The sequence below is a fragment of the Enterobacter cloacae complex sp. IR53041 genome, from assembly GCF_049238285.1.
GTDB classification, from domain to species: domain Bacteria; phylum Pseudomonadota; class Gammaproteobacteria; order Enterobacterales; family Enterobacteriaceae; genus Enterobacter; species Enterobacter roggenkampii.
Map to the genome: position 1 here is coordinate 188376 of NZ_JBMKHB010000002.1, position 14898 is coordinate 203273.

Annotated in this window: 9 protein-coding genes and 1 other RNA gene; 6 read left to right on the forward strand and 4 right to left on the reverse strand. The window is 58.5% G+C overall.

Annotation, left to right across the window (positions count from 1 at the left end; translation table 11 throughout):
- The first annotated feature begins 118 nt into the window (after window positions 1-118).
- From ppsA to ACOTXF_RS02415, 3 genes are all read left to right on the forward strand, one after another.
- Window positions 119-2497, forward strand: coding sequence for a phosphoenolpyruvate synthase (ppsA, locus tag ACOTXF_RS02405; RefSeq protein ID WP_045415087.1), 2379 nt, complete (start codon window positions 119-121; stop codon window positions 2495-2497).
- Between the two features lie 234 nt (window positions 2498-2731).
- Window positions 2732-4132, forward strand: coding sequence for an MFS transporter (locus tag ACOTXF_RS02410; RefSeq protein ID WP_048963065.1), 1401 nt, complete (start codon window positions 2732-2734; stop codon window positions 4130-4132).
- A 3-nt stretch (window positions 4133-4135) separates the two neighbouring features.
- Complete coding sequence (locus ACOTXF_RS02415) at window positions 4136-6511, forward strand: glycoside hydrolase family 3 N-terminal domain-containing protein (RefSeq protein ID WP_047745187.1); 2376 nt, start codon at window positions 4136-4138, stop codon at window positions 6509-6511.
- 5 nt (window positions 6512-6516) lie between these two features.
- Here ACOTXF_RS02415 and rprA read toward each other — a convergent pair.
- Window positions 6517-6624, reverse strand: an RNA gene (gene rprA / locus ACOTXF_RS02420) — antisense sRNA RprA.
- A gap of 207 nt (window positions 6625-6831) precedes the next feature.
- The gene (gene ydiK / locus ACOTXF_RS02425) at window positions 6832-7947 is read right to left on the reverse strand and encodes an AI-2E family transporter YdiK (protein ID WP_021241100.1); all 1116 of its coding nucleotides are present in this window, start codon (window positions 7945-7947) and stop codon (window positions 6832-6834) included.
- 200 nt (window positions 7948-8147) lie between these two features.
- Between ydiK and ydiJ the strand changes: the two genes are divergently transcribed.
- From ydiJ to ACOTXF_RS02440, 3 genes are all read left to right on the forward strand, one after another.
- Complete coding sequence (gene ydiJ / locus ACOTXF_RS02430) at window positions 8148-11204, forward strand: D-2-hydroxyglutarate dehydrogenase YdiJ (protein ID WP_047745186.1); 3057 nt, start codon at window positions 8148-8150, stop codon at window positions 11202-11204.
- A complete protein-coding gene (gene menI, locus ACOTXF_RS02435; protein ID WP_045406266.1) occupies window positions 11201-11611 on the forward strand; it encodes a 1,4-dihydroxy-2-naphthoyl-CoA hydrolase in 411 nt (136 codons plus the stop codon). Before ydiJ ends, menI begins: the two co-directional genes overlap by 4 nt.
- 85 nt (window positions 11612-11696) lie before the next feature.
- On the forward strand, window positions 11697-11891 hold the full coding sequence (locus tag ACOTXF_RS02440) for a YdiH family protein (RefSeq protein ID WP_003857766.1): 195 nt from the start codon (window positions 11697-11699) through the stop codon (window positions 11889-11891).
- Window positions 11892-11941: 50 nt separating this feature from the next.
- Here the strand turns inward: ACOTXF_RS02440 and ACOTXF_RS02445 are convergent, their stop codons facing one another.
- On the reverse strand, window positions 11942-12571 hold the full coding sequence (locus tag ACOTXF_RS02445) for a helix-turn-helix domain-containing protein (protein WP_045415081.1): 630 nt from the start codon (window positions 12569-12571) through the stop codon (window positions 11942-11944).
- A 131-nt stretch (window positions 12572-12702) separates the two neighbouring features.
- On the reverse strand, window positions 12703-14853 hold the full coding sequence (fdhF, locus tag ACOTXF_RS02450; RefSeq protein ID WP_047745185.1) for a formate dehydrogenase subunit alpha: 2151 nt from the start codon (window positions 14851-14853) through the stop codon (window positions 12703-12705).
- Between the last annotated feature and the right edge of the window lie 45 nt (window positions 14854-14898).

Consider the following 14898-nt stretch of genomic DNA (forward strand, 5'->3'; position numbering starts at 1 on the left):
TTGAAAATTTAAATTGCTTACACGATTCACCGTTTTTTTAGCGGAAATAATTATGCCAGTATAAATACGTAGTCAGGTGTTTCTTACTCCGATCAAATATCACAAAAGGATTGTTTCGATGTCCAACAATGGCTCGTCACCGCTGGTGCTTTGGTATAACCAACTCGGCATGAATGATGTAGACAGAGTTGGGGGCAAAAATGCCTCCCTGGGTGAAATGATTACAAACCTGTCGGGTATGGGTGTCTCCGTACCGAACGGGTTTGCCACCACCGCCGATGCCTTTAACCTGTTTTTAGACCAGAGCGGTGTTAACCAGCGCATTTACGACCTGCTGGATAAAACGGATATTGATGACGTGACCGAGCTTGCGAAAGCCGGGGCGCAGATCCGCCAGTGGATCATCGACACACCTTTCCAGCCGGAACTGGAAAAAGCCATTCACGACGCGTACAACCAGCTCTCCGCTGATGACGCGCAGGCCTCCTTTGCCGTGCGCTCCTCTGCCACCGCAGAAGACATGCCGGACGCCTCGTTTGCCGGGCAGCAGGAAACCTTCCTGAACGTCCAGGGTTACGATGCGGTGCTGGTGGCGGTGAAGCACGTGTTTGCTTCCCTGTTCAACGACCGCGCCATCTCCTATCGCGTGCATCAGGGCTACGACCATCGCGGCGTGGCGCTCTCCGCTGGCGTGCAGCGCATGGTGCGCTCGGACGTGGGCTCATCCGGCGTGATGTTCTCCATTGATACTGAATCCGGCTTCGACCAGGTGGTGTTCATCACCTCCGCGTGGGGGCTGGGTGAGATGGTCGTGCAGGGTGCGGTAAACCCTGACGAATTCTACGTTCACAAGCCTACGCTGGCCGCTGGCCGCCCGGCGGTGGTGCGCCGCACCATGGGCTCGAAAAAAATCCGCATGATCTATGCCCCGACCCAGGAGCATGGCAAGCAGGTCAAAATTGAAGATGTACCGCAGGAGCTGCGCGACCGCTTCTCCCTGACCGACGCCGAAGTGCAGGAGCTGGCGAAGCAGGCGGTGCAGATCGAAAAACACTACGGCCGTCCGATGGATATCGAATGGGCGAAAGACGGGAACACCGGCAAGCTGTTTATCGTGCAGGCGCGTCCGGAAACCGTTCGCTCACGCGGTCAGGTGATGGAGCGTTACACGCTGCACGCCCAGGGCAAAATCGTGGCGGAAGGCCGTGCCATCGGTCACCGCATCGGTGCCGGTCCGGTGAAGGTGATCCACGACATCAGCGAGATGAACCGCATTGAGCCAGGCGACGTGCTGGTGACCGACATGACCGACCCGGACTGGGAACCGATCATGAAGAAAGCGGCGGCTATCGTCACCAACCGCGGCGGCCGTACCTGTCATGCGGCGATCATTGCCCGCGAGCTGGGGATTCCTGCGGTTGTCGGCTGCGGTGATGCTACCGAGCGCATGAAGGACGGACAGAACGTGACCGTCTCCTGTGCCGAAGGCGATACCGGCTACGTGTACGCCGATATTCTCGACTTCAGCGTGAAGAGCTCCAGCGTGGATACCATGCCGGACCTGCCGCTGAAGATCATGATGAACGTCGGTAACCCGGACCGCGCGTTTGACTTCGCCTGCCTGCCGAACGAAGGCGTAGGCCTGGCGCGTCTGGAATTTATCATCAACCGTATGATCGGCGTTCACCCGCGTGCGCTGCTGGAGTTTGACGACCAGGAGCCGAAGCTGCAGAACGAAATCCGCGAGATGATGAAAGGCTACGACTCGCCGAAAGAGTTCTACGTCGGCCGTCTGACCGAAGGGATCGCGACGCTGGGTGCCGCTTTCTATCCGAAACGCGTGATTGTGCGCCTGTCTGACTTTAAGTCTAACGAATACGCCAACCTGGTCGGCGGCGAGCGCTACGAGCCGGAAGAAGAGAACCCGATGCTGGGCTTCCGCGGGGCCGGACGCTACGTGTCCGACAGCTTCCGCGACTGCTTCGCGCTGGAATGTGATGCGGTGAAGCGCGTGCGCAACGACATGGGGCTGACCAACGTCGAAATCATGATCCCGTTTGTGCGTACCGTGGATCAGGCGAAAGCGGTTGTTGACGAGCTGGCGCGTCAGGGTCTGAAGCGCGGCGAGAACGGGCTGAAGATCATCATGATGTGCGAAATCCCGTCCAACGCCCTGCTGGCCGAGCAGTTCCTGGAGCACTTCGACGGCTTCTCTATCGGCTCGAACGACATGACGCAGCTGACGCTGGGTCTGGACCGCGACTCCGGCGTGGTTTCCGAGCTGTTCGACGAGCGCAACGAGGCGGTGAAAGCATTGCTCTCCCTGTCCATCCGCGCGGCGAAGAAGCAGGGCAAATACGTCGGGATTTGTGGTCAGGGGCCATCCGACCATGAAGACTTTGCCGCCTGGCTCATGGAGGAGGGGATCGATAGCCTGTCCCTGAACCCGGACACCGTGGTGCAAACCTGGCTGAGCCTGGCGGAACTGAACAAGTAACGCCACGCTGACCCGAAAAGGCGAGGATATTATTCCTCGCCTTTTTTATTTCCGCCCGAATATGCTCCCCATCACAAATAAAGTAAAAAACCAAATATCATAATTTGCCTGTCAATTTAGACAATTGTTAGCGCGCAAACCGTTGCTAATACTTGAGCCTTACATGCGCATTTCCCTTCAGATGATGCGCAACTGGTTGAAATACGTTTTAACCTGATAAAAAGGCAAATAACAATGACACTCTCCTCTGTATTGCGTACCAAAGATAAAATAGGTTATGGCTTAGGTGATATGGCCAGCGCGCTGGTCTGGCAAACGGCAACGTTATTTCTCGCCTATTTCTATACGGACGTTTTTGGGCTGCCCGCCGCAATCATGGGCACCATGTTTTTAGTGGTGCGCGTGGTCGATGCGTTTGTCGACCCGTGCATTGGCGCGCTGGTGGATCGCACTCAAACGCGCCACGGCCGTTTCCGTCCCTGGCTGCTGTGGTTCGCCATTCCGTTTGGCGTGAGCTGCCTCATTACTTTCTATGTACCGGACGTGGGGCCGACGGCGAAAATCGTTTATGCCTGCCTGACCTACGCGATCTTAAGCCTGATTTACTCCGCCATTAACGTGCCTTACTGCGCCATGCCCGGCTCGCTGACGCTGGATCCGCGCGAGCGTCACTCCCTGCAGTCGTGGCGCTTTGGCCTGTCGTTTATCGGCGGGTTGATTGTGACGGTGATTGCCCTGCCGCTGGTCTCACTGTTAGGCCAGGGCAACGTGCAGAAAGGCTATTTCTACGCCATGAGCCTGATGGGGCTGCTGGGCATTGTGTTGTTTTTCTGCTGTTTCCTGATGACCCGCGAGCGTTATTCTCCGCGCAGTGATACTTCCGGCTCGATGCTCACCGATTTAAAACTGCTCGCCGGAAACAGCCAGTGGCGCATTGTTTTCCTGTTTAATATTTTGCTGTTAACGGCGGTGGTAACGCGCGGTTCCGCCACGATGTATTACGTGAACTATGTGCTGTTGCGCCCGGAACTGGTTTTTGCCTTTATTGTTTCCGGAATGGTCGCCTCCTTAAGCGGCGCACTATTATCTGAACGGCTGCTGGGGAAATTTGACCGCGTCCGCGCCTATCAGTGGACCATTATTTCCTTCGTCATTTTCGGGACGCTGATTTTCTTCCTGCCGCCTTCGCAGGTGTGGCTGATTTTTGGCCTCAACATTGTCTTTAGCTTTGTGCAAAACCTCACCACGCCGCTGCAGTGGACCATGTTCTCCGATGTGGTCGACTACGAAGAGCATCGCAGCGGCCGCCGCCTGGACGGGCTGGTTTTCTCTACCGCGCTGTTTGCCATCAAATTTGGGCTGGCGCTGGGTGGGGCGGTCGTCGGCTGGGTGCTTGGCATGGTGGATTACGCCCCGGGACAGGCAGCCCAGGCGCCGCACGTGCTCTCTACGATCAACGCCCTGTTCACCCTTATCCCTTGCGCGCTGTTCCTCTGCATGGTCGCGCTGCTTTCAATCTACAAGCTTAACAGTCGGCTGGTGGATTCCATCGCCCGGGAACTGGCCAGCAAGCGTGAGGTGAGACCCGAAGCAGGGCCGCTCAGCCCGGCGACCCCTTCCGCACTACAGGAGTAAAACATGACAGCTATCTATAAGGACGCGGGACGTCCCGTGCACGAGCGCGTCGCCGATTTACTGGCGCGTATGACCCCGGAAGAGAAGTTCGCCCAGATGCATGCGTACTGGCTGATCCTCGATGAAAACGGCAACCACCGCGAGCGCAGCGATCTGAGCGACGAATTCGCTGGCGTGAGCGAGCAGGCCGCGCTGAGCGAACGGCTGAAGCTGGGCGTCGGGCAGATCACCCGTCCGCTGGGTACCCATATCGTTGACGCGAAAACCGGCGTGCGCGCCGCTAACCGCCTGCAGCGCATGATGATGGAGGAGACGCGACTCGGCATTCCGGCCCTGTTCCATGAAGAGTGCCTGGTGGGGCTGCTGTGCAAAGACGCCACGCTGTTCCCGTCGTCGCTGAACTACGGTTCGACCTGGGATCCGGAGCTGGTGCAGCGCGCGGCACAGCAGATTGGCAAAGAGGCGCGATCCGTCGGCTGCCAGCAGGGGCTGGCGCCGGTGCTGGACGTTTCCCGCGACGTGCGCTGGGGGCGAACCGAAGAGACCTTCGGGGAAGATCCCTGGCTGGTGGGCGTGATGGCGACCGCCTACGTGAAAGGCTTACAGGGCGATAAGCGCGATCTGCTGGCGACGCTCAAGCATTACGTGGGCCACTCGTTCAGCGAAGGGGCGCGCAACCACGCCCCGGTGCATCTGGGCTTTAGCGAGCTGAACGACACCTTCCTGCTGCCGTTTGAAATGGCGGTCAAGCTGGCAAACGCCGGTTCGGTCATGCCCGCCTACCACGACATCGATAACCAGCCGGGGCACAGCGACAGCTTCCTGCTGACCACCGTCCTGCGCGAACAGTGGGGCTTCGACGGCATTATTGTGGCGGACTACGGCGGCGTCAGCCTGCTGCACCAGCATCACGGCATTTCCCACGATGCGGCCGAATCCGCCGCGCTGGCCTTCAACGCCGGGCTGGACGTCGAGCTGCCGAAAGATGACTGCGCGCGGCATCTGGCAGACGCCGTTGAGCGCGGGCTGATCTCTATGGCGAAAGTGGATGAGATTGTGGGCCGTGTGCTGACCGAAAAATTCCGTCTCGGCCTGTTTGAGAACCCGTATGCCGATGAAAACGGCATCGATCTGCACAATGAGACGACCCGCCAGGTGGCGCGGGAGGTGGCGACAAAATCGATCACGCTGCTGGAAAACAACGGCATTCTGCCGCTAAATGGTAAGCCCCGCGTGGCGCTTGTGGGACCGACGGCAGACGATCCGCTGGCGTTGCTCAGCGGCTACAGCTTCCCGGTGCATCTGATCATCAGCGATATGGTGGAGGAGACCTCGCAGGTGACGACCCCGCGCGCAGCGCTGGAACACTACCTCGGCGCGTCTCAGGTCCGTTACGCCAAAGGGTGTCACATCATCGAGAAACGGATGGCGGGTGCGCCGGTCTTCCCGGGCGACAGCGGCGGTAAACCGATGCAGCAGTCTCCCGTGTCGCAAAGCACCGCCCTTATCCCCGAGGCGGTCAATGCCGCGCAGGAGAGTGACGTGGTGGTGGCCTGCGTGGGCGATCTCGCCGGGCTGTTCCAGAGCGGTACCGTGGGGGAAGGTTCCGACACCGATTCCCTGAATCTGCCGGGTGTTCAGCAGCAGCTGCTGGAGGCGCTGGTGGCGACGGGCAAACCGGTGATTGTCGTGATGACCGGCGGGCGTCCTTACACTCTTCAGGGCCTGGAGGACAAGGTGGCCGCGCTGATCGTGGCCTGGGCACCGGGGCAGGAAGGGGGCTGGGCCATTGCGGACGTGTTAACGGGACGTGCAGAGCCGCAGGGGCGTCTGGTGGTGAGCGTGCCGAAAAGCGCCGGGGCCATGCCGTATTACTACAATCACAAGCTCAAAAGCGGCGGCACGCCGTTTGCGTTCCACTTCGGTTCACGTTATCCGTTTGGCTTCGGCCTCGGCTGGACGACGTTTCGCTGGAATGCTGCCCGCGTCGCTGAAAGCAGCGTGCCGGTCGACGGCGAGGTGACGCTGAGCGTGGATATCACCAATACCGGAGAGCGCAGCGGCAGCGAGGTGGTGCAGGTTTACGTCAGAGATAAGGTCGCCACCCAGGTGCGGCCGCTCCAGGAGCTGAAGGCCTTCCAGCGCGTCACGCTCTCGCCGGGCGAAACCGCCACGCTCAGCTTTACGCTGCCGGTGGAGATGTTCAACTTCACCCGTCGCGACGGGAAACGCATCGTTGAGCCGGGCGAGTTTGAACTGCAGGTTGGCGCATCGTCGGCGGATATCCGCCAGGTGGTGACGGTCAATATAACCGGGGAAACGCGGGTGCTGCCTGCCGAGTGGCGGATGCTCAGTACCTGTGAGGTTACGCGCGCGTAGTCAGGATAAAAAAAAGCCCATCGTGGGAGATGGGCAAAGACTACACACAGCAATTCGTTGTTTCACTCAGGGGATTTCCATGCTTATAAATCAAGGTGTTGATTTATAACCGTGTGCTAATAGTAGGCATGTCCGCTTTTAGCGTCGATCGGATTCGTCTCAATAGTTAAAGAGATATAAAGATTTCTTGAGGTTATGAGCAGATTGAGTGCAGAAATTGCGGGTCTGACCAGTGTGCAACGAATAAATACTTTAGCAGCGTTAAAGTATTGGGTGGGGGAATGTAGGCCGGGTAAGCGTTAGCGCCACCCGGCAAAAACTTAATGCGTGTTCTTCTCTTCCAGCTCTTCCAGTTCGCTCAAAATCACGTCCGGGTCGGTTCCCGGCGGCGGAATTTCATGCACCCAGGCGGAGAACAGACGCCAGGTAACGGCGAGCAGCACCGGGCCGATAAACAGGCCAATCATGCCGAAGGCAATCAAGCCGCCAATCACCCCGGAGAGGATCAGGATCAGCGGCAGGTCGGCGCCCATGCGGATGAGAATCGGGCGAATGACGTTATCCATGGTGCCGACCACGCAGCTCCAGACCAGCAGCACCGTTCCCCACGTGGTATCTCCCGTCCAGTAGAGCCAGATAATGCAGGGCACCAGCACCAGCAGCGGCCCCAGTTGTGCAAGACAGGTCATCAGCATGACTACGGTGAATATCGTGGCATACGGTACGCCGGAAATCGCCAGACCAATACCGCCCAGCACCGCCTGCACCAGCGCGGTGACCACCACGCCCAGCGCCACCGCGCGTACGGCCTGCGCCGCCAGCAGTACCGCAGCGTCACCGCGTTTGCCCGCCAGGCGGGTGGCAAAGTGACGAACGCCCAAAGCCACCTGCTCACCGCGCCAGTAAAGCAGGGCGCTGAAGAGCAGCATCAGGGTACAGTGCATCATAAAGCGGCCAATATGCGCCGCCTGACCCACAAACCAGGTGGTGGTGGTGCCAATATACGGGCGCACTTTTGCCATCAGCGCGCTGCCGCCCATCTCCAGCAGGCTGTGCCAGCCGCTGTAGAGCTTGGCGCCCACGACCGGAATGCTGTTCAGCCAGGCGAGATCCGGCAGCGTGAGATCGCCGCTGGTCACGGCGCGGATCACCGGGCCGCTGGAGTCGACGAGACTGTTGACCAGCAGCGCAATGGGAATAATAAACAGCAGGAACAGCAGCAGCGTCATGACCAGCACGGCTAACCCGCGGCGGCCGAACAGCAGCTTCTGCAAGCGCAGCAGCAGAGGCCACGTGGCAACGACGACGGTCGCGGCCCAGGCGAAGCCAAGAATAAAGGGTTGAACAATCCACAGACACGCAATGATCATGAGGGCCAGGAACAGCACCGACAGCAAAATTTGCGCAACATCCCTGGGCTGGCGAAGATTGACCATAAATGAAACTTTCCTTAAAAGAACGCCAGCGCGGCTGGCGGGAACGGAAAACCGCATCTCTTTAATCATTAATGATCTCAGCGGTTTTTGACAGGCGGATTTTGCCCGTAATTCTACGAAGCACATAAGAAAAAAATGTGATAAAACTTTCCGGACACAACGCAAACGATTTCACATTACTCTAATTAGGGTCGACAGTCATGATCCCACAGATTTCCCAGGCACCCGGCGTCGTTCAGCTGGTGCTTAATTTTTTGCAGGCACTGGAGCAACAGGGTTTTACAGGTGATACCGCCACGAACTATGCCGACAGGCTGACGATGGCAACCGATAACAGTATTTACCAGCTTCTTCCCGATGCCGTCGTTTTCCCTCGTTCTACGGCCGACGTGGCGCTGATTGCCCGGCTCGCCACGCAGGAACGCTTTGCCTCGCTGGTCTTTACGCCGCGCGGCGGCGGCACCGGGACCAATGGCCAGGCGCTGAACCAGGGCATTATTGTTGATATGTCGCGCTATATGAACCGCATCATTGAGATCAACCCGGAAGAGGGGTGGGTGCGGGTCGAAGCGGGCGTTATCAAAGATCAGCTTAACCAGTACCTCAAGCCTTACGGCTACTTTTTTGCCCCGGAACTTTCCACCAGTAACCGCGCGACCCTCGGCGGGATGATCAACACGGATGCCTCCGGTCAGGGCTCGCTTGTCTACGGCAAAACCTCCGATCATGTGCTGGGCGTGCGGGCCGTTCTGCTGGGCGGCGATATTCTCGATACGCAGCCGATGCCAGTCGAACTGGCGGAAACGCTGGGTAAAGATAACACCGCCAGCGGACGCATCTACCGTACCGTGCTGGAGCGCTGCCGCGACAACCGCCAGCTTATTCTCGACAAATTCCCCAAACTGAACCGCTTCTTAACGGGCTACGACCTGCGCCACGTCTTTAACGACGACCTGACCCAGTTCGATTTAACCCGCGTGCTCACCGGTTCCGAAGGGACGCTGGCGTTTATCACCGAGGCGCGGCTGGATATCACCCGCCTGCCGAAGGTGCGTCGTCTGGTGAACGTCAAATATGACTCTTTCGACTCCGCGCTGCGCAATGCGCCGTTTATGGTGGAGGCGAAAGCGCTGTCGGTTGAGACGGTCGACTCCAAAGTGCTCAACCTGGCCCGGGAAGATATTGTCTGGCACTCCGTCAGCGATCTCATTACCGACGTGCCGGACAAAGAGATGCTCGGTCTTAACATCGTGGAATTTGCTGGCGACGACGCGGAGCTGATTGAGAGCCAGGTCACCACGCTCTGCCAGCGACTGGATGAGCTGATTTCGCAGGGCGAAGGCGGCGTGATCGGCTGGCAGCTCTGTAACGATCTGGCCGGGATTGAGCGTATCTATGCGATGCGTAAAAAAGCCGTGGGTCTGCTCGGCAATGCGAAAGGGGCCGCGAAGCCCATTCCTTTTGCCGAAGATACCTGCGTGCCGCCTGAGCATCTGGCGGATTATATCGTCGAGTTTCGCGCCCTGCTGGACAGCCACGGCCTGAGCTACGGCATGTTTGGTCACGTCGATGCCGGGGTGCTGCACGTGCGTCCGGCGCTGGATATGTGCGACCCGCAGCAGGAGATCCTGATGAAGCAGATCTCCGACGACGTGGTGGCCTTAACCGCTAAATACGGCGGTCTGCTGTGGGGCGAGCACGGGAAAGGGTTCCGCGCGGAATACAGCCCGGCGTTCTTCGGCGAACAGCTCTATGCGGAGCTGCGCAAGGTGAAAGCGGCTTTCGACCCGCATAACCGCCTCAACCCGGGTAAAATCTGCCCGCCAGAAGGCGTGGACGCCCCCATGCTGCAGGTGGATGCCGTCAAGCGCGGCACCTACGACAGACAGATCCCGATTGCGGTGCGCTCCTCCTGGCGCGGTGCGATGGAGTGCAACGGCAACGGCCTGTGCTTTAACTTTGACGTGAAAAGCCCGATGTGCCCGTCGATGAAAATCACCAGCAACCGCATTCATTCGCCGAAAGGGCGGGCGACGCTGGTGCGCGAGTGGCTGCGTCTGCTGGCGGACCGTGGCGTCGATCCCCTGAAGCTGGAGCAGGAGCTGCCGGAAAAACGGGCCAGCCTGCGCTCGCTGATTGAGCGCACCCGCAACAGCTGGCATGCCAACAAGGGCGAGTATGATTTCTCCCATGAGGTGAAAGAGGCGATGTCCGGCTGTCTGGCCTGTAAAGCCTGCTCGACCCAGTGCCCGATTAAAATCGACGTCCCGGAATTCCGCTCGCGCTTCCTGCAGCTTTACCACACGCGCTACCTCCGCCCGGTGCGCGACCATCTGGTGGCAACGGTGGAAAGCTACGCGCCGCTGATGGCGCGCGCGCCGAAGACCTTCAACTTCTTTATCAACCAGCCGCTGGTGCGCAAGCTTTCCGAAAAGCATATCGGCATGGTCGATCTGCCGCTGCTGTCGGTGCCGTCTCTGCAGCGCCAGCTCGTCGGGCATCGTTCGGCGAACATGACCCTGGAGCAGCTGGAGGCGCTCACGCCTGAGCAAAAAGCGAAGGTAGTGCTGGTGGTGCAGGATCCGTTTACCAGCTACTACGATGCCCAGGTGGTTGCGGACTTTATCCGCCTGTCGGAAAAGCTGGGCTATCAGCCGGTTGTGCTGCCGTTCTCGCCCAACGGCAAGGCGCAGCACATTAAAGGCTTCCTGACGCGCTTTGCGAAGACCGCGCAGAAAACAGCTGACTTCTTAAACCGCGTGGCGCAACTCGGGATACCGATGGTCGGCGTCGACCCGGCGCTGGTGCTGTGCTACCGCGATGAATACAGGCAGACGCTGGGCGATAAGCGCGGTGATTTCCACGTCATGCTGGTGCACGAGTGGCTGCCGACGGCCCTGGAAGACAAAGCGGTTCAGGACGTCAGCGGTGAGCCGTGGTATCTGTTCGGACACTGCACGGAAGTCACCGCGCTGCCTGGTGCCCCCGCGCAGTGGGCGTCCGTCTTTGCCCGCTTCGGCGCGAAGCTGGAGAGCGTTAGTGTGGGCTGCTGCGGCATGGCCGGCACGTACGGACACGAAGTGAAAAACCACGCCAACTCGCTCGGCATTTATGAGCTGTCCTGGCATCAGGCGATGCAGCGCTTGCCGCGAAACCGCTGTCTGGCGACGGGATACTCCTGCCGCAGCCAGGTGAAACGGGTAGAGGGTAACGGCGTACGCCACCCATTGCAGGCTTTACTGGAGATAATTGGATGATCTGGAAACGTGCCGTGACGCTGCAGGCGCTGAACGCCATGGGCGAGGGGAATATGGTGGGGCTGCTGGATATCCTGTTCACCCGCATTGGCGACGATGACATTGAGGCCACCATGCCTGTCGATCATCGCACCCACCAGCCGTTTGGTTTATTGCACGGCGGTGCGTCCGTCGTGCTGGCCGAAACCCTGGGCTCGGTGGCGGGATATCTCTGTACCGAAGGGGAGCAGAAGGTGGTCGGACTCGAGGTGAATGCTAATCATATCCGCTCGGTACGCAGCGGGCGCGTGCGCGGCGTGTGCCGCGCGCTGCACGCCGGTAGTCGCCACCAGGTGTGGCAGATTGACATTCTCGACGAGCAGGATCGCCTGTGCTGCTCTTCAAGGTTGACGACAGCGGTCGTGTAAAGTTTTCAGATGTTTTGCCTTTGGTCAAAAACTAGCCAGCGGGTTGTGATATACTGGTCAGGTTTTGTACATAAGCGAGGACATCATGGATACTGAAATAACCCCAACACAGCTGGCAATTGAATATTTACGTCGCGATAAGAGCAATCTGTCCCCGGCGCAGTACCTGAAAAAGCTGAAACAGCTTGAGCTGGAATTTACAGATTTGCTGGCGCTCTCTTCGAATGAGCTGAAAGAAGAGATCTACTTTGCCTGGCGGTTGGGCGTTCACGTCCATTGAGAGAGTCATGTTGAAAAGGCCGCAACTGCGGCCTTTTTTGTGTCTGAGATTCAGTATTTAGCGGGGAGCTTGTTGATTTTGATAAGCCTGCCTTCTTCCATTTCGATAAATCCGCCGGTTTTTAAATCCGCCAGAATGCGCATCACGCCGCTTCGGGAGAGGTGGGTTTTATCCCTGATATACTTTTCCGCCGTCACGCTGAGCCGATAATCTTCCTCTTCCTCCGTCAGCTTTATTAACTGCTGGCGAATCATCTCATACGCCGTCGGCGCGCCCTGCGGCATCACGTTGTTATAGAGACGGCTATACACATACATGAGCTGTTGAGAGAGCAGTCCCCAAAGCGCCTTCTCTTTAATAATGGCATTCACCCTTTCTGTGGTGATCGTCCCGATCAGGCACGGGCTGACGGTCTTAAGATAATCACTAAAATAGATATCAGTGAGGTTAGCGAGGCCGAAAACAGCAGGGCTACAGGCCGTAGACAGCATCATGTTATCGCTTCTTCTGTAGACGGCGATGGTTCCTTCAAGAATTAAATAGCACATGCCCTGACCATTGACCTGCAGGTCCAGCCGCTCGCCGCGGGCGGTATGTCGCGTTGTGCAATCAGGTAACAGGTGTGAAATAAGCGCTTGCGCGTGGGGAGAACCCCGCTGAGACTTTTCTGGAAGGGACATGGTTGCCGACAGCCTTAAAAAAAACCTGGCTAATTATAGCGCTTCTCTTTGGGACGGGTAAGCGAGTTGCTTGTTATTGCATGATTCCGTACGCGATTGCCGGGTGGCGGTTACGGCACCCGGCATTTTCCTCAGACGTTCGCCGCACTTATCAGCCGCGACTTCATGGACTGATACGCCGACGCGGCATAGTCCTCCGCCCAGCGCTGGTCCTCAATCGCCTCCAGCTGCACCGCGCAGTACTTCGTTTCCGGGGTTTTGGAGATGGGATCGAGGTTGTCCTGGGTCAGCTCGTTGCAGGCGCCAATCCACCACTGATAGGTCATATAGACGGCCCCGGCGTTGATACGCTCGCTGATGCTGGCGCGGGTAATCACTTTCCCGCGACGTGAACGTACCCAGACCAGCTGCCCGTCAGTAATGCCCAGCTTTTCTGCATCGGCAGGGTTCATTTGCACCCGACCCGGCTCGTCGGCCAGGCTTTGCAGCGCGGCGCAGTTCCCGGTCATGGAGCGGCATGAGTAGTGGCCAACCTCGCGGACCGTACAGAGCACCAGCGGGAAATCCGCATCCGGAGTTTCCGCCGGCGCGCGCCACGGTGCGGCAAAGAGCTGCCCTTTACCGCTCGGGGTATCGAACTGATTATCTTTGTACAGGTACGGCGTACCGGGATGATCCAGCGTCGGGCACGGCCATTGAACGTGACCCATCTCGCCCATTTTTTCATACGTCACGCCGTAGAAGAGCGGGCACAGCTCGCGCATCTCGTCCCAGATCTGCTGGTTGGAGTCATAATGCATCGGATAGCCCATCTCGGTGGCGAGCAGGCTGATAATCTCCCAGTCGCGCTTCACGTTGCCGCTGGCTTCAATGGCTTTGCCAAAACGCTGGAAGCCGCGATCGGCACAGGTAAAGACGCCGCCGTGTTCACCCCATGAGGTAGCCGGAAGCAGAACGTCCGCCACCTCTGCCGTTTTGGTCATAAAGATGTCCTGAACCACGACAAACTCGAGCGCCTCAAAACCGCTGCGCACCAGGCCGAGATCGGCTTCGGTCTGAAGCGGGTCTTCCCCCATGATGTAATAGGCCTTCACCTTGCCTTCCAGCGCAAGGTGCGGCACTTCGGTAATGCGCGTCCCGACGCGATCGTCCATCGCATTGACGTCAATTCCCCAGGCGTCGGCGAACTTCTGCCTGACCGCCGGGTCAGTCACATCCTGATAGCCGGGGAACATATTCGGCAGAACGCCCATATCGCAGGCACCCTGGACGTTGTTCTGACCGCGCACCGGCCCGACGCCGACGGCGGGGCGACCGAGATTCCCGGTCAGCAGCGCCAGGCTGGACAGCCCTTTGACCACGTCAACGGCCTGACCAAACTGGGTCACGCCCATTCCCCACATCACGGTAGCAGAAGGAGCCGCCGCGAACGTGCGCATCGCCTGGCGGACATCACGGGCGGGGATGCCGGTAAGATGTTCGACCTTCTCAGGCGCATAGTCTTTTACCGTTTGCCGGTAGGCCTCAAGCCCTTCCGTAAAGCGCGCCACGTAGCTTTTGTCGTACAGCTCCTCTTCCAGCAGCACATAGCCAAAGGCGTTCACCAGCGCCATGTTGCTGCCGTTTTTCAGCTGAAGATGTTGGTCGGCAATACGCGCCGTTTCAATACGGCGCGGATCGCAGACAATAATTTTTGCGCCGTTTTCACGCGCTTTCAGCACGCGGCGGGCAACGATAGGGTGGGAGTCCGCGCAGTTATAGCCAAACACCAGCAGGCATTTTGAGTTTTCAATATCGTTAATGGCGTTGCTCATCGCGCCGTTGCCGAGCGTTTCCTGTAAACCCGCCACGGACGGACCATGACAGACGCGCGCGCAGCAGTCCACGTTGTTGGTGTTCAGCACCGCGCGGGCAAACTTTTGCATCACGTAGTTGGTTTCATTGCCGGTGCCGCGAGAGGAGCCGGTGGTCATGATCGACCGCGGCCCGTGCTGCGCTTTAATGCTGCTGAGCCTGTGGGCGGTGTAGCGGATCGCCTCTTCCCAGGTAACGGGGGTGAAGGCTTCGCCTTTGCGGTAGCGGATCATGGGCTGGGTAAGGCGGGGGGTGAGAAGACGGGTGTCGTTGAGGAAGTCCCAGCCGTAAAACCCTTTCAGACATAAGGTGCCCTGGTTTGTGACCCCCTCTGCCGCTTCGGCACGGATGATACGGTTATTTTCAACGACAAGGTTCAATTTACAGCCTGCACCGCAGTACGGGCAGACGCTGGCGATCTTTTTCATCAATAACAGACCTGTTAAGAAATGAAGCAAAGTTGACTGGAAAAA